The following is a 16,375-nucleotide window of genomic DNA, read 5'->3' on the forward strand; positions in this document are numbered from 1 at the left end:
AGTAATTTCGGGAGCAGTTTCTTTTTATAGCAATCTGATTTGAATTTATTGATTCAATATCTTATTTATGGCATTAATATAATCCGGAACTGTTAATTGGTTGGTATCAATTCCTACGCTGTTATTTCCGTATGGCTGATATTTTTTTAAACTTGAAATTGAAAATAAACCAGCAGTTGGAGCTTTTGAAGCACTTGACAAATGCATAATTCCACTATCTGCACCTATAAAAACATCTACATTTGCTAATACGGAACCTATTTCACGAATATCCTTACTGTAGAATGAAGGCGCCTGAAAATCAATTTGAGAAACATTTTCTACAGGCAAAACTTCGAAAATATTATAATCTGGATATTCGTTTTTTAAAGCAGCATAAAACTCTTCCCACCACGAAACACAATAACATTTTTCTCCTGTTGCAAACGTAAAAATTGCGATTGTTTTTTTCTGTTCATCAATAATGTTATTGAGAATTTCTTTTCCTTTTGCAATTTCTTCCTGAGTTAATTTTAAATCCAAAAGCGGTACTGGTTCTTTTTTATCTTCTATACCAAATTGACTTAAAAAATATCTTAAATTATAAACGGGATATTTTGCAATATGCTCATGATCATCATAATTGGACTGCACATTTTCAGGAAGGTCTCCAAAAAATTTATATTTAGCATTTGAGAATTGAACGGCTAAGCGGCCCGAAGAAGAATTTTGATCAACATTTATTACAAGATCGTAATTCTGTTTTTTTATTAAAGTCCAGACTTTAAAATATTTGACTAAGTCTTTGAAAGGTTTTTTAGGGAGATCGATTATTTTATCGACATTATCATACTTTTCAAAAACAATTGGGGCCAGTGTCCCTTTTACAAACAAATCGATTTTTACACCCGGAAACACGGCAGAGACTTCCTGAATAAGCGGTGTAACTAAAAGCATATTTCCAAGTCTGCCGTTTGGCCTGCAGATTAGTACTTTTTTAATTTTGCTTTTATCAATAGTTCCGCCTTTACTAATGTTTGCACTACCAATATTTTTGGTTAATATGCGCATTAGGTTACGCCTGACTTTGTTAATGCTAACTTTTTTTAAGCTACTCATTGTGGTATTTATTTCGAGATTATTTTTGGAAACAGCAAAAAACATTTTAGCTAAAAAATGAAGCATAAATTGTTTAAAACACCCTTTTTAAATGTTTCCAAATTTAGCCTCTTTTTTTGCTCAAAAATAAATTCTAATAATAAGCAATTATTACAAAATTGTAATAAAATCTATAATTATTCCCATTTTTGGACCTTCCAATGAAATAAAATTACAACAATTAACAAAACAAATGACAAACAATAGACCATTAGTCGTTAAGAATCGACAGAGAATAGAAAATACTAGACGTTAATATTTACAACATAACCTTCTGAACCACGTATGTTAAAAACTGTCCCATTTTCAAAAATTAAATACTGGCCTTTGATTCCCACAAGTTTTCCCTGAAAAGCTGGCGTTTTATCTAAATTCAAACTTGCTACTTTTGCCGGATAATTTAAAACCGGATAATTTAGTTCGTATAAATCATTTTTCTGACTGTAAAAGTATTCCTTAACTTCTGCCGGGATTAGGTTTTCGACTTTTGACTTCTCAAAAATTAAGTCGCATCCTTCTGCTGTACACTGCAGCATTTTTCGCCAGTTTGTTTTATCTGCATAATGATCTTTTAACGCTACCTCGGTAATTCCTGCTAAATAACGGTTGGGAACCTCAACAATTGCAATAGCCTGTGTCGCTCCCTGATCGATCCAGCGTGTTGGAACCTGACTTTTGCGCGTTACCCCTACTTTTATTTCGCTCGATAAAGCTAAGTAAACAACATGTGGCTGCAATTGCGCTTTTTGCTCGTATTCTAAATCACGATCTGCAATTCCTAAATGTGCAGTACTCAATTCAGGTCTCATAATCCAGTCACCTACAGCGGGGCTTGAGTAAAAACAGTCATAACAAAAACCTTGTCTAAAAATCTTTTTCTTCTTTTGACAATTCAAACATTGAAAACCTGCAAAACTAATTTCAATTTCTTTATCTAATAATTGATTCACATTCAAGAAACTATCTTCGAAAACTAAATAATATTGAATTGGGTTTCCAAATTCAGTCTGCATTTTTGTAAGTACGCCTTGATATGTCATTAGGATTAATTGTAGATTTTAGATATTAGATTTTAGACTGCTCTTATTTTTTGAGTTAATCTTTAGTTTATAAGTAGTGGTTTTTATTACAAAAAAACACTATTTTTGATACAATGACAAAGTTACTATTTGTTGCTTGATATTCAAATTTTAAGTTCCGATTTACATGAATCGTAAAACCTAAATTTAAAATCAGCAATCTAAAACCTAAAAAACACTCATGCCTTTATCCATAATAAATTCTTTCGCTTCCTGGGTCCTCAAACAAAGGATACATCAAATCGAACTTTTTTTAAAATACCCAAATGAAGTTCAGGAAGAACTTTTGCATAATTTATTATTGGCATCTGAAAATACCGTTATTGGAAAAAAATATGATTTTGAATCGATAAACTCTTATCAGACTTTTGCAGAGAGAGTTCCCATTGCGAGTTATGAAGAACTACAGCCTTTGATTGAACGTACACGTCAGGGCGAGCAGGGCGTTTTTTGGGAATCACCTATTAAATGGTTTGCCAAATCGAGCGGTACTACAAATGCTAAAAGTAAATTTATCCCGGTAAGTAACGAAGCTCTTGAAGATTGTCATTATAAAGGAAGCAAGGATTTACTTTGTTTGTATTTGAATAATAATGAGGATTCTGAATTGTTTTTGGGAAAGAGTTTACGCTTGGGCGGAAGTTCCCAGATTTACGAAAACAACAATACTTTTTTTGGCGATTTGTCGGCAATTTTAATTGAAAATATGCCAATTTGGGCCGAGTTCAGCAGTACGCCAAGCAGTAAAACTTCGTTAATGAGCGAATGGGAAACTAAAATCGCGGCGATTATTAATGAAACCAAAAATGAAAATGTAACCAGTTTTGCAGGAGTTCCTTCGTGGATGCTGGTTTTAATGAATAAAGTTCTGGAAAATACGGGCAAACAAAGTTTATTGGAACTTTGGCCAAACCTTGAAGTTTATTTTCACGGCGGTGTGAGTTTCTCTCCTTATAAAGAACAATACAAGAAAATTTTACCAAGCAAAGATTTTAAATACTACGAAATCTATAATGCTTCTGAAGGTTTTTTTGCGATTCAGGATTTAAACAATTCAAGTGATCTATTGCTGATGCTGGATTACGGAATTTTCTATGAATTTATTCCGATGGAAACTTTTGGAACTGCAGATCAAAAAGTGATTCGTTTGGCCGATGTTGAATTGAATAAAAACTACGCCATTGTTATTACGACAAATTCTGGTTTATGGCGTTATTTAATTGGCGATACGGTTCGTTTTACTTCATTGAATCCTTATCGAATTAGAGTTACGGGAAGAACCAAACATCATATTAATGTTTTTGGAGAAGAATTAATGGTCGAAAACACGGATCAGGCCATTGCGAAAGCCTGCGAAATTACTCAAACAGAAGTTATCGATTATACGGTTGCTCCTATTTTTATGCAGGACAAAGAAAAAGGTGCTCACGAATGGATGATCGAATTCAAACAAAAACCAGCCGACGTTGGTCTTTTCCAAAAAGTTCTGGACGAAACCCTGCAAACTTTAAATTCTGATTACGAAGCGAAACGTTACAACAATATGACTTTAAATCCTTTGGTGATTAATGTTGCCAGAGAAAATTTATTTTATGATTGGTTGAAAGAAAGAGATAAATTGGGTGGTCAGCATAAAATTCCTAGACTTTCGAATCAGAGAGATTATTTGGAGCAGTTGAAGGAGATGTAACTACATAAAAAACGGTATTATATAACAAACTAAAAAATATATGGGTAATAGAATTTTCACTACAATACTTGAAGAGAAAATTGATTTGTTTAAATATGCTTTTAAAGAATCATCAAAAAGCATATTTTATGATGAAACCTTAAAAAGACTTATACATCCAGGTGAATTTGGAACTCATAGGGAACAAATTTGTAAAGAATATCTGAGGTCTATAATACCTATGAGACTTGAATTAGGAAGTGGTTTCATAATTACTGATACAGGAGATGTAAGCACACAAATCGATATAATTATTTACGATCGAAATAGCACTCCTTTGATAGAGAATAGTGAAAAACAAAGATTTTATCCAGTCGAAACTGTTGTAGGAATAATAGAAGTTAAATCCGATTTATCAAAAACCGAATTAAAAACGGCATTGAATAAATTAGCAAATAACAAAAAGTTAAAAGAAAAAATGTCTTCACCTACAAGTATTAGACGAGAGGCTGTTGGAAAATTTGATCCTACATACCCATACGACAATATTTTTTCAGTTCTGATTTGTAACAAATTAAACTTTAACCTAGATAATTTGACAAATGAAATCGATACTTATTATAATCAAGATATATTACCAAGACACAAGCATAATTTGATATTAAGCGTTGAAGACGGTATATTATCCTACTTTGACAACATTGGAAAATCACTCATGTATCCTGTATTAGTAAACCAATTAAAGAATAGATTTACTAAACCTAATACAAATTTAAATACCCATTTTCATATTGCAAGTTCGTATATTTTTCTGGGAACATCATCAGCAAGTATTTATTATCCAGAAATTTCCAATTATATTAATTTTACCCAAGGCATTAACTTGGATCAAAATTAGTTTAAAACCTTCAAACATATAATTCCACTGAGTCGCATGAGGGATAGAAGTGGAAATCCTTTTGTGTCTCGTTTCTTTAACGAGACACAAAAGATTGTAATGTATAGCCCGACCCGGAGGGACATGCCCATAAAAAAACCTTAGTCTTTATTGAAGATCTAAGGTTTTTTATTTTTATTTCAATTGTCAGGCTGAGCGAAGTCGAAGCCCTTTTCGACATGAAAGCCCTTCGACTTCGCTCAGGGTGACAATAGTTATTACATCATATCGATATATCTGTCGTGATAACCTAAAAGATATAAAACACCATCAAGTCCTAAACTTGAAATTGAGGTTGAAGCACTTTCTTTTACTTTTGGTTTTGCGTGGAAAGCGATTCCTAAACCAGCTAAGTTTAGCATTGGTAAATCGTTTGCTCCGTCGCCAACTGCAATAGTCTGGTTAATGTGAATTCCTTCTTTTTCGGCGATTGCTTTTAGGTATTCGGCTTTCTTTTGTCCGTCTACGATATCGCCAAGATATTTTCCGGTTAATTTACCGTCTTTAATTTCTAATTGGTTCGCGTGAACATAATCGATACCCAATTCTTTTTGAAGATAATCTCCAAAATAAGTAAATCCTCCAGAAAGAATTGCGGTTTTATATCCGTAATATTTTAAGGCTTTCATTAAACGATGCGCTCCTTGTGTAATTGGCAAGTTTTTGGCAACATTTTGCAAAACGTCTTCGCTCAAACCTTCCAACAAAGCCATGCGTTGTTTGAAACTTTCGTTGAAATCAATTTCACCATTCATCGCCGATTCTGTAATGGCTCTTACCTGCGCGCCTACTCCATTTAGTTCTGCCAATTCGTCAATAACTTCGGTTTGGATTAAAGTAGAGTCCATATCGAAGCAAACCAAACGACGGTTTCTTCTGTAAATATTATCTTCCTGAAAAGAAATATCAACGTTTAAGGTTCTTGAAATTTCCATAAAACTTGCCGTCATGACAATTTTATTTACAATTTCGCCCGTTACAGATAACTGGATACATGAACGTGGATATTCCTCTTTTTCTACAATTGAAGTTCTTCCTGTTAAACGTATAATTGAATCGATATTTAAATTTTGATCTGACATTATTTTAGTAACTGCTGCTAATTGGGAAGCTGCTAGTTTTTCACCTAAAATATTGATTATGTATCGCTGCTTAGATTGTGATTTTACCCATTTTTCGTAATCTTCGATAGAAATTGGAATAAACTTTACCTTAATTTCTAATTCATAAGCTTTAAACAGCAAATCTTTTAAAACTGGTCCTGAAGATGAACCCGCTTCGATTTCAAACAAAATACCTAAAGATAATGTGTCATGAATGTCGGCCTGACCAATATCTAAAATATTAGCATCGTACGCCGCCAATACAGCTGTTAAACCTGCTGTCACCCCTATTTTATCGTGTCCTGAAACTTTTAATAAAATAATCTCTTTATCTTCTATTGCCATTTTATCTTTATTATTTAACGAGCGACAAAAATCGGCAATCTCTTGGTGATAAAAAAGAATAATCCTTGTTTTTTTTGCAAAGAAAAAGCGCATATTCATGCGCTTTCCTGAGTAATTTAACAATTATGCTCCGCTATTAGAATAACGTAACTTTTTAATTATTTGTTTTGCATATTTTCGTCAAAGTTTACCATCCAGTTTATACCGAATTTATCTTTGAACATTCCGAAATAAGCGCCCCAAAATGTTTTATTTAAAGGCATTTCGATTTTACCACCAGCCGAAAGTCCGTTAAAAATTCGGTCTGCTTCTTCTGTGCTATCTGTATTAATTGAAACTGAAAAATTTTCTCCAAAAGGCAAATCGCCAAATCTTGTAGAACTGTCGCTTCCCATTAAAATTGTATTTCCAATTGGCAGCGAAACATGCATAATTCTTTCTGCATCTTCTGCTGAAACTTCGTCACAGCCTTCTTCTTTTGGCATTTCTTTAAATTTTCCGATATAAGGAAATTCTCCGCCAAAAACAGATTTGTAAAATAGAAATGCTTCTTCGCAATTTCCGTTAAATAATAAATAAGGGTTTACTGTTGCCATGATATTTTTTTTAATTGTGAGTTGTTAATTATAAATTTTTAATGTCTTCTCTTTGTTTTTTGTTTGTTTCTATTCTCTTTCTTCTATAATCTTTCTTCTTTACTCTATAATCTTTTTTCTTTACTCTATAATCTTTCTTCTATTTCCCTTCTTCTGAAAGTTCTTTGACAACTTCTAAACCTCTAGGAAAAACATCTTTGAAATAATCGACATATTTTTCACCCGAATCGTTACGAGCAATCAAATCTGTAAATTCACCATCTGGAATTAATCGATAAGTTTCCATTGCGCCGCTCCATTTTTTTGTTTCTTCATTGAGAGGCTGTTCTTTAAAATCTTTTATTTCGCCTATATGCTTAAAAGCCATATACTCGTTTGGCGTTTTTGTTTCAATTATACTATACATTCCTTCTCCGGTTGGCGTCATGAAATGTATTTTATCTCCTTCGTTCCAAGTACTTATGGTATGAGATCCTTCGCAAAAAACACTTGTCCATTTTCTATAGGTTTCATCCTCCCATAAAACATCCCAAACTTTTTGAGCCGGGGCTTTAATTCTAATTTTAAATTCTAACGTTTCCATAATTAAGATAGTTTAGTAAAATCCATAAATAAAACATTCCAGCGATGTCCGTCTATATCGGCAAAACCAAAGCCGTACATCCATCCCTGACTTTCTGCTGGAGAAGAAAAAATAGTTCCTCCCGCATCCTGAACTTTTTGAGCCAGTTCATCAACTTCTTCTTTACTTTCGGCATCAATTGAAATCAAAATTTCAGAACTTGCTTTTGTATCGGTTATTTTGTTTTGCGAAAAACCTTCAAAAAGTGATTCTTCAAACAGCATTACTACAAAATGTGATTCACCTACAACCATGCAGGTTGAACTTGGTGTATCGTGCTGCTCATTAAAAGAGAAGCCTATTTTCCAGAAAAAATCTTTTGCTTTTGCCACGCTTTTTACAGGCAGATTTAACCATATTTGTTTCGTCATTCTTTGATATTTTCGTTAAACATTTTTTTAAAGTTGCTAAGGTTCTGAGTTTCTAAGATGCTAAGATTTTTTACTTTGAGCCTTTGCTGCTTTGAACCTTTGTACCTAATAAAGCATCAATTATTCTCTACATAATTTTTAAAGTTGTCCAAAATTGCCTGCCATCCTCCGCGCTGCATTTCTTCTGGATTTTGAGTTTCCGGGTCGAAACTTTCCGTTACTTCTACGCCATCTAAAGTTTCTTTGAAGGTAATTTCAACTTTTCTTCCGTCGACCATAACGTATTTTATGGTTTTGTTTGGTTCTACGAAAGTATATTCTCCTTCAAAATCAAAACTCATGCTTCCATCTTTTGCGGCCATTGTTGATTTGAATTTTCCGCCCTGCTTTACATCATTTTCGGCATAAGGCGTGTGCCAGTCCGGAGAAGCAAAACTCCATTTTGTAATATGTTCCGGTAATGTCCAAAAATCCCAAACTTTGTTTATTGATGCGTTAATTGTATTCTGTACTGTTATCATTATTTATATATTTAAAAATTATACTTATTCAACACTTTCAACGTATTTTTTAAAATTGTCAATTACGTTCTGACACCATTGCTTCTGCATACTTTCAGAATCTTCTTTGTTTGGTTCAAATACTTCTGTGATTTTTACCTTTTTGCCTTGTTCTTCAAAATGAATACTTCCGGTTCTGTTATCCAAAAGTTTATATGCTATTAATCGAAATTTTTCTATTTGGGTATATTCTCCTTCAAAATCAAAACCTGCGCTTTTATCTTTAGCAGCCATTTCATATTTAAATTTGCCATTTACCTGTAAATCATTTTCTGCATAAGGCGTATGCCATTCCTCAAAAGCATAATTCCATTTTTGAATATGTTTTGGAGAAATCCAGAAATCCCAGACTTTATCTATAGATGCATTAATTGTATTTTGAACTGTAATCATTTTGGTCAAATTTTAAATTAATTACATCTGATCCGGAATCTGACTTTCATCCATATAGAAAACTTCCCAATGATGTCCGTCTAAATCCAGAAAAGTTTTTTGGTACATCCATCCATAATCTTGTGCTTTTCTATAATCAGTCCCGCCAGCTTTAACTGCTTTTTCAATCATTTCATCAACTTCTTTTCTTGATCCTAAAGAAATAGAAATAAGCGCTTCGCTGGTTGTATGAGAATCGCAGATTTTCTTATCTGTAAAAGTCTGATAAAACTCTTCTGCCAAAATCATTAAATTAATATTTTCACCAATAATTATACAAGCTCCTTTTTCATTTGTAAATTTCGGATTCGTAGGAAAACCCAATTCATTAAAAAATTTTATCGCTTTATCCAGCTCTTTTACAGCCAGATTTAAATACATTTTCGTTTCCATAATATATAAAGTTACAATTTATTTAAAACAAATTTAGAATTTTAGAATATCCTTTGCGATACATTAAAAGTCAACTTTAGGGGCATTTAAGACAATTTTATTACTTTTGTTATAAAGCTAATCTTCCAAAAAACCACAAAATCATGAGCAAGAAAGTAGGTTTAATCGTTCCTCACGACTATAAATTATTAAGTATAGCCGCAATTTTAGAAGTTTTTGAAACGGCAAATAAATTAAGTCCGACAGCTGATAAACCATTTGAAATTATGGTTTTTCAATTGGCAGAACAAATCAATCAGGAACGTTTGTTTGGATATGAAGTTAATACGATCGAGAATTCTGATATCCTTTTAGAACTCATTTTGATTCCGGCTTTTACTACGGATAATATGAGTGAAATGATTGCGAAGAATAAAAAATTTATTCCGTGGCTGCAAAAGCAACATCAGGCAGGGGCTGAATTAGCAAGTTTTTGTACGGGAGCATTTTTGTTTGCTGCTTCGGGATTATTAAATGAAAAACTGGCAACAACTCATGTCGACGCTTGCAGTGCTTTTACAAAAGCTTTTCCAATGGTGAAATTAAAACCTGAAGAAACTCTAACAGCTGACGGAAGTTTGTATACGAGCGGCGGATCTACCTCAACGTTTCATTTATTGATTCTTTTGGTTCAAAAATATTGCGGAAATGAAATTGCAGTGCAAATTGCCAAGATTTTCTCGATTGATTTAAACCGATACAAACAAAGTTATTTCAGCACGTTTAGACCGAATCATTTGCATAATGATACTTTAGTTGCGATGTTACAGCAAAAAATTGAAAGCCAATATCATAGCATAGAAAAACTGGAAGAAATTACCAAAGATATTCCAACAAGTGCCAGAAACATGACACGCCGTTTTAAACAAGTTACAGGAATTCCGCCAATTGAATATCTGCAGAATATTAGAGTTGAAAGTTCAAAAAAATATTTGGAACAAACGCAGCTTTCGATTTCAGAAATTATTGAAAAAACAGGATATAACGATCCAAAAGCTTTTAGAAAAGTGTTTTATAAAATGGTGGGCATGAAACCTATTGAATATCGGGAGAAGTTTAGGGTTCAGTAGTTTTAGAAGCAGAAATTTCGTTTTTCATAAGAAACTTCAGTCCTGCTCTACACTATATCTTTTGCTGTCTCGTTAGAAAAAAACGAGACAGCAAAAGGATGCCGTTTCGATCAGGGCTATTTAAGACATTAATTTTCATTAGAAAAAAAATATTTTGAAGACTTACGATTTAATAATCCACATTAAAACTTTTTTATTTGTTTTTAAAAGTTCGTCGATTTCTTTCATGCTTTCGTTTGAAACTGCCGGGCAGCCCCAGCCTTCCGGTGTTCCTTCGGGATAAACTTCATTTTCCGGAACTGCTTCCCAGGAATGTAAAACTATGGCACGGTTTCTAGCATTTGAATTCGTTTTGTCTTTTCCCTGTAAAATATAATTGACTTTTATTCCCCATTGACTTATGCCTCGGTCTAAAATAACATATTTACCCAGCGAGGAACAATGCGAATCAAATTCATTGCTAATCTGCGGTTTTTCTTTAGTTACTGTTCCGCCCCATCTGTTGTCGCCGCAGCCATGACTTACCATAGATGATTTTACAACTAGATTTTTCTTAAAATCGTAAATAAAGAATCTCTTTAAACCAGAATGCAATCCCAGATCGATTAGAATAAATTTATCTTTATTCAGGTTATTTTGAAGACAGTATTGTTTTGCTTCTTTATAAAATTTACTGTAATCAACTTCAACACGAGGTTTTTCTTTTTCAATTACTTCTATTTTGTTTTCATTTTTAGAAACCAACATTTCATTTTTATCTTTTTGATTACAAGATAAAATCAAGGCTAAACCAATTACAAAAATCATATTTTTCATGCTTACAATTTACACAAAATCTAAAACGGAAATCTTACTTTAAAAGTATAAAAAAAACCTGCTCAAATAAATGAACAGGTTTAAAAGTGAAACTTTGTCAAAGTTTAAACTTTGACAAAGTGGTATGAAATTTACGAAGCAATTTCCATTCGCTTCAATAAGTTTTTACTTAAAGTATGTTCTGCATAATCTTTATCGATTACTAAAACTTTATCGTCAGAACTTGGCAGTTCGTACATTGCATCTGTCAAGATTGCTTCGCAAAGCGAACGTAATCCACGTGCTCCTAATTTGTACTCTAATGCTTTGTCTACAATAAAATCTAAAGCTTCATCTGTAATTGTAAACTCAACTTCATCCATTAAAAATAATTTCTGATATTGTTTTACCAATGCATTTTTAGGTTGTGTCAAAATAGCACGAAGTGTTTCTTTATCCAAAGGATCCATGTGCGTCAATACCGGTAAACGACCAATGATCTCCGGAATCAAACCAAAATCTTTAATGTCTTTTGGTATGATATATTGAAGAAGGTTATTTTTATCGATATTGTCTACATTTTTAGAAGTAGAATATCCAACTGCCTGACGGTTTAAACGTTTAGAAATAATACGTTCTACTCCATCAAAAGCTCCACCTGCAATAAACAGGATGTTTTGTGTATTTACCTCAACAAATTTTTGGTCCGGGTGTTTACGTCCTCCTTTTGGCGGTACGTTTACAACTGTTCCTTCTAAAAGTTTCAATAAAGCCTGTTGTACACCTTCACCAGAAACGTCACGTGTTATTGACGGATTATCGCTCTTACGGGCAATTTTATCAATTTCATCAATAAATACGATTCCTCTTTCTGCTTTGGTTACATCATAATCGGCAGCTTGTAAAAGACGCGTTAAAATACTTTCAACATCTTCTCCTACATAACCAGCTTCGGTTAATACTGTTGCATCAACAATAGCCAAAGGAACGTCTAACATTTTTGCGATTGTTTTAGCAACCAATGTTTTTCCTGTTCCGGTTTGACCCACCATAATGATGTTGCTTTTTTCAATCTCTACTTCATCGTCTAATTGCTGCTGCATTAAACGTTTGTAGTGATTGTAAACCGCAACCGACATTACTTTTTTTGTCTGGTCCTGACCAATAACATATTGATCAAGGAAGGCTCTGATTTCTTTTGGTTTCTTTAAAATTAAGTCGCCAACAAGTTTTGCGCTTCCGCTTGATTTTAATTCTTCTAGAACAATTCCGTGTGCCTGTTCAATACACTTATCGCAAATATGTGCATTAATACCAGCAATTAATAAATTAGTTTCTGGCTTTTTTCTTCCACAAAACGAACATTCTAATACTACTTTTGCCATTCTTTATTTAAGTTACTAAGCTGCAAAGATACTAAGTTTCTAAGCTTTTTTTATCTAAAACTTTAAAACTTAACGCCTTTACAGCTTAATATTTGATTTTTATTTTGATTTTAAATTACAAAGAACACTTAGATTCTCAGCGTCTTAGCAACTTAGAAGCTTAAAAAAATTAGCTTCTTCTTAATACTTCATCAATCATTCCGTATTCTTTTGCTTCTTCAGCGATCATCCAGTAATCACGCTCACTGTCTTTGTGAACTCTATCAAAGGTTTGTCCTGAATGCTGCGAAATGATGTGGTATAATTCGTCTTTTAATTTCAACATTTCACGTAAGTTGATTTCCATATCTGTTGCAACACCTTGTGCTCCTCCAGATGGCTGGTGAATCATTACTCGTGAATGTGGCAGAGCCGAACGTTTTCCTGCTGCTCCAGCACATAATAAAACTGCTCCCATAGAAGCTGCCATACCTGTACAAATTGTAGCTACGTCTGGTTTAATAAATTGCATTGTGTCATAAATTCCTAATCCTGCGTAAACGCTTCCTCCAGGAGAATTTAAATAAATCTGGATATCTTTTGATGCATCAGCACTTTCTAAAAATAATAACTGAGCCTGAACGATATTAGCGATTTGGTCGTCGATACCAGTTCCTAAAAAGATAATTCTGTCCATCATTAATCTTGAAAAAACGTCTAATTGAGAAATATTCAACTGACGTTCTTCGATGATATATGGAGTCATATTCGTTGGGTTCATCGCTGCTATGATTTTGTCATAGTACATAGCGTTTACTCCTTGGTGCTTTGTAGCAAATTTTTTGAATTCTTTACCGTAGTTCATATGTATCTGTTCTAAGTTTACTTTATTTAATATATATTCTCCATCAAAGGTTGTACCTATTTCTAAAGAATGTCAATTTGTCTTAGTTTTTGTTTCAGTTTTAATTTTGTTTCAGTTTTAAAGTTCTCGAACTTGAATAAACCTTAAACTTGAAACAAAAAAAAGAGCGTCGGCAGTTTTCTGCCGACGCTCAAATATAATTATTTTTCAGAAATTATTCTCCGTAAGAAGCTGCAATAAATTCTTCGTAAGTAACTTCTTTAGTTGTTGGATTTGCTTTCTCTTTGAATAAATCTAACAATTTAGCTGCTACAACTTGCTCAGAAAGTCTTTTCACTTCTTCCTGGTTAGATAAAACTCTAGCCACGATTCCCTGAACTTCTTCGTCAGTTGGGTTTGTTTGTCCAAATTGAGCCATTTGTTGTCTGATAGCGTTTGATGTAAACTCTTTCAAATCTTCAAATGTAATTTGGATATTACTTTGAGCCATTGCTTTTCCTTCGATTAATTGAAAACGTAAACCTTTTTCAGATCTTGCGTATTCAACTTCAGCTTCTTCTGCAGAGAGTTTTTTCTCTCCAACAGTTTGTAACCATTTTTTAAGGAATTCAGCCGGTAAATCAAATTTTGTATTTTCGATTAGGAAATCCTGAACGTCTAATAATAATTTTTGATCAGCTTGCTGTGCAAATTGAGCTTCAGCATCTTCTTTAATTTTAGCTTTTAAGTCTTCTAAAGAAGCTACTTTTCCTTCACCAAAAAGTTTATCAAATAATTCCTGGTTTAATTCTGCCAATTCAGCACCGTTGATTGCTTCGATTGTAAAGTTTACTTCGATATCTAAACCGTGAACGTCATCATGAGATACTTTTAAGTAATCCATTAATTGGTGATCGTCTTCAAATAAACCTTTTGTGCTTACTTTAACAACATCTCCAACTTTTTTACCGATAAATTTATCTCCGGCTTTTTTGTTGAATGTAGATACAGAAATTGTAGTTGTATTGCTGATACCTTTTTCTTCGTTTGTAAAAGTTCCTGTTAAATCTGAATCAGCTTCAACTTTATCCTGAGGAATTGGTTTTCCAAATTGTTTTTGGATACGCTCTACTTGTCCGTCGATTAATTTATCATCAGCAGTAACGATATATTTTACGATATTGTTTTTAGCTTCTAAATCAATTTCAAAGTTTGGCACTAAACCAATTTCGTATTCAAAAGTTAATTCTTCTGCATCCCAGTCAATGTTTTCGTTTTCTTTAGCAAGAGGAGTTCCTAAAAGATTTAATCTTTCAGATTGAATAAAACGCTCTAAAGCCAAATCAACTACTTTTTTAATTTCTTCTTGTTTAATACCCTTTCCGTATTGTTTTTCAACAAGATCTTTAGGAACTTGTCCTTTTCTAAATCCTTTTACTTGCGCTAAAGGCAATTTTTCGTTGATTCTTTTTGCCACTTGACCTTTATAATCCATATGAACAACGTTCAATACAATTGTCTCGTTTACAGCGTCTATTGCTACTCTTTTAATATCCATCTTCTTCTTTAATTTACATAATAAAATTGGGTTGCAAAATTATAAAATTTTTGCAACCCAACCAAGTTTTTAATTTATTGTATTTGAAGCAGTTTATGTGCTTTTAATTTTGATTTATTTATCGTCTCCTAATATTTTGTAAGTAATTGACTGAAGAATAGACAAAATAATACTGAAAAATAATGCTGTCCAGAATGATTCGACTGCAAAACCTCCCACAATATAAGTGCAGAGTATAATTATTATAGCATTGATGACCAGTAAAAATAGCCCCAGCGTAATAACTGTAACCGGAAAAGTTAATATTACCAAAATTGGTTTTATAAAAACATTTAACAATCCTAAAACCACTGCAACTATAACAGCCGTGGCAAAACTGGCAACATGAACCCCTGGTAAAAAATTCGCGATCAACAAGACTAAAGCTGCCGTGACAAGAAGTCTTAGTATTAATTTCATAGTTCTTAAGTTTAAAATTTATTTAAAAGTAATAAAATTTTTATCAAAAAGCAGTTACTCTTTTAAAAACGCTGTTGTCAGTTCAAAAAACATTTTCGGGTTTTCGGCATGAAGCCAATGTCCCGCATTTGGAATGGTTTCTAATTTAAAATTGGGGAATTGCTTTCTTATTTCATCCAAATCTGTATCTAATATATACCCAGATTCTCCTCCTCTAATAAACAAGGTTGGATTATTAAAAACTAAATTTTCCGCCAATGGTTTCCCGATAGCATCGAGATTATTATTGAAAACCTCCAAATTAAAACGGAAAGCAAGTTGTCCGGGTTCTTTCCAATATAAATTTTTCAATAAAAACTGGCGCGTTCCAAAATCAGAAACATATTGTGCTACGATTGCTTCAACATCATTTCGGCTTGGCTTTACAGAAAAATCAACTGCATTTAAACCTGCCAAAATATCCTGATGGTGCTGTTTGTAAAATTTCGGGCCAATATCTGCCACAATTAATTTATCTACAAGATCAGAATGTGTTGTCGCAAAAAGCATCGCCACTTTTCCACCCATCGAATGTCCAAGAATATCAATTCTTGTCAGATTATTTGCCTGACAATATTCATATACGTCCTGAACCATCGCTTCATAACTCCATTCGTCAGAATGAAAGCTGCGTCCGTGGTTTCTTAAATCTAAAATATGAACCTGAAATCCGGCCTCAACATATTGTCCTGCCAGCGTTTTCCAATTATCAGACATTCCAAGAAATCCATGCATGATGATAAATGGTTTTCCTTCGCCTTCTATTTTTGAGTAAAGCATTAAATTTTTCTTTTAAAATTCTACTACAAATGTAAAAAACTTATCTATTAAACTGTAACAGAATGTATTCTTCAAGATATTTTTTACAATTAATATTAATAGAAAAAAGTTTACATTTTTACGTGATCCCGTAAAGTTAATAAAATCAAATAAGCTATCTTGCGCCCCGAAATCAAAACCAAA

At 33.0% G+C, this 16,375-nt stretch carries 18 protein-coding genes; 3 read left to right on the forward strand and 15 right to left on the reverse strand.

From position 1 onward, the window contains the following. Positions 1-45: 45 nt before the first annotated feature. Together FLAPXU55_RS09675 and FLAPXU55_RS09680 are read right to left on the reverse strand one after the other, a co-directional pair. A complete protein-coding gene (locus tag FLAPXU55_RS09675) occupies positions 46-1,098 on the reverse strand; it encodes a glycosyltransferase family 9 protein (protein WP_180857491.1) in 1,053 nt (350 codons plus the stop codon). Between the two features lie 284 nt (positions 1,099-1,382). Continuing rightward, positions 1,383-2,177 carry a DUF2797 domain-containing protein gene (locus FLAPXU55_RS09680; RefSeq protein ID WP_180857492.1) on the reverse strand — a complete coding sequence of 265 codons (795 nt, stop codon included), beginning with the start codon at positions 2,175-2,177 and terminating at the stop codon, positions 1,383-1,385. 220 nt (positions 2,178-2,397) lie between these two features. On the opposite strand from FLAPXU55_RS09680, the gene FLAPXU55_RS09685 reads away from it, so the two are divergent. Together FLAPXU55_RS09685 and FLAPXU55_RS09690 are read left to right on the forward strand one after the other, a co-directional pair. Next, on the forward strand, positions 2,398-3,906 hold the full coding sequence (locus tag FLAPXU55_RS09685; protein WP_180857493.1) for a GH3 auxin-responsive promoter family protein: 1,509 nt from the start codon (positions 2,398-2,400) through the stop codon (positions 3,904-3,906). 40 nt (positions 3,907-3,946) lie between these two features. After that, complete coding sequence (locus FLAPXU55_RS09690) at positions 3,947-4,783, forward strand: DUF6602 domain-containing protein (protein WP_180857494.1); 837 nt, start codon at positions 3,947-3,949, stop codon at positions 4,781-4,783. Between the two features lie 257 nt (positions 4,784-5,040). On the opposite strand, the gene serB is transcribed toward FLAPXU55_RS09690, so the two are convergent. From serB to FLAPXU55_RS09725, 7 genes are all read right to left on the reverse strand, one after another. After that, on the reverse strand, positions 5,041-6,270 hold the full coding sequence (serB, locus tag FLAPXU55_RS09695; protein ID WP_053471675.1) for a phosphoserine phosphatase SerB: 1,230 nt from the start codon (positions 6,268-6,270) through the stop codon (positions 5,041-5,043). Between the two features lie 158 nt (positions 6,271-6,428). Then, positions 6,429-6,866, reverse strand: a complete 438-nt coding sequence (locus tag FLAPXU55_RS09700) for a VOC family protein (RefSeq protein ID WP_180857495.1) — start codon at positions 6,864-6,866, stop codon at positions 6,429-6,431. Positions 6,867-7,005: 139 nt separating this feature from the next. Further along, positions 7,006-7,449 (reverse strand): SRPBCC family protein, encoded by a 444-nt coding sequence (locus FLAPXU55_RS09705; RefSeq protein WP_180857496.1) that lies wholly within the window; start codon positions 7,447-7,449, stop codon positions 7,006-7,008. A gap of 2 nt (positions 7,450-7,451) precedes the next feature. Continuing rightward, positions 7,452-7,859 carry a VOC family protein gene (locus FLAPXU55_RS09710; RefSeq protein WP_053471608.1) on the reverse strand — a complete coding sequence of 136 codons (408 nt, stop codon included), beginning with the start codon at positions 7,857-7,859 and terminating at the stop codon, positions 7,452-7,454. A gap of 116 nt (positions 7,860-7,975) precedes the next feature. Beyond that, entirely contained in the window at positions 7,976-8,380 is a 405-nt protein-coding gene (locus tag FLAPXU55_RS09715) for an SRPBCC family protein (RefSeq protein ID WP_180857497.1), read from the reverse strand. Between the two features lie 24 nt (positions 8,381-8,404). Further along, positions 8,405-8,812 (reverse strand): SRPBCC domain-containing protein, encoded by a 408-nt coding sequence (locus tag FLAPXU55_RS09720; RefSeq protein WP_180857498.1) that lies wholly within the window; start codon positions 8,810-8,812, stop codon positions 8,405-8,407. 21 nt (positions 8,813-8,833) lie between these two features. Next, positions 8,834-9,244 carry a VOC family protein gene (locus FLAPXU55_RS09725; protein ID WP_180857499.1) on the reverse strand — a complete coding sequence of 137 codons (411 nt, stop codon included), beginning with the start codon at positions 9,242-9,244 and terminating at the stop codon, positions 8,834-8,836. Between the two features lie 143 nt (positions 9,245-9,387). Between FLAPXU55_RS09725 and FLAPXU55_RS09730 the strand changes: the two genes are divergently transcribed. Further along, on the forward strand, positions 9,388-10,353 hold the full coding sequence (locus FLAPXU55_RS09730; RefSeq protein WP_180857500.1) for a GlxA family transcriptional regulator: 966 nt from the start codon (positions 9,388-9,390) through the stop codon (positions 10,351-10,353). Positions 10,354-10,515: 162 nt separating this feature from the next. On the opposite strand, the gene FLAPXU55_RS09735 is transcribed toward FLAPXU55_RS09730, so the two are convergent. From FLAPXU55_RS09735 to FLAPXU55_RS09760, 6 genes are all read right to left on the reverse strand, one after another. Beyond that, positions 10,516-11,169: a murein L,D-transpeptidase catalytic domain-containing protein gene (locus FLAPXU55_RS09735; protein ID WP_180857501.1), complete on the reverse strand. Its 654-nt coding sequence runs from the start codon at positions 11,167-11,169 to the stop codon at positions 10,516-10,518. A 131-nt stretch (positions 11,170-11,300) separates the two neighbouring features. Next, on the reverse strand, positions 11,301-12,533 hold the full coding sequence (gene clpX, locus FLAPXU55_RS09740; protein WP_053471614.1) for an ATP-dependent Clp protease ATP-binding subunit ClpX: 1,233 nt from the start codon (positions 12,531-12,533) through the stop codon (positions 11,301-11,303). 169 nt (positions 12,534-12,702) lie between these two features. After that, positions 12,703-13,377, reverse strand: coding sequence for an ATP-dependent Clp endopeptidase proteolytic subunit ClpP (gene clpP / locus FLAPXU55_RS09745; protein ID WP_053471615.1), 675 nt, complete (start codon positions 13,375-13,377; stop codon positions 12,703-12,705). 214 nt (positions 13,378-13,591) lie between these two features. Next, the gene (locus tag FLAPXU55_RS09750; protein ID WP_180857502.1) at positions 13,592-14,914 is read right to left on the reverse strand and encodes a trigger factor; all 1,323 of its coding nucleotides are present in this window, start codon (positions 14,912-14,914) and stop codon (positions 13,592-13,594) included. Between the two features lie 114 nt (positions 14,915-15,028). Next, positions 15,029-15,373 (reverse strand): phage holin family protein, encoded by a 345-nt coding sequence (locus FLAPXU55_RS09755; RefSeq protein ID WP_053471617.1) that lies wholly within the window; start codon positions 15,371-15,373, stop codon positions 15,029-15,031. Positions 15,374-15,427: 54 nt separating this feature from the next. Continuing rightward, entirely contained in the window at positions 15,428-16,192 is a 765-nt protein-coding gene (locus FLAPXU55_RS09760; protein ID WP_180857503.1) for an alpha/beta fold hydrolase, read from the reverse strand. Positions 16,193-16,375: the final 183 nt, after the last annotated feature.

The sequence above is a fragment of the Flavobacterium panici genome (assembly GCF_903819335.1).
In the GTDB taxonomy this organism is placed as follows: Bacteria; Bacteroidota; Bacteroidia; order Flavobacteriales; family Flavobacteriaceae; genus Flavobacterium; species Flavobacterium panici.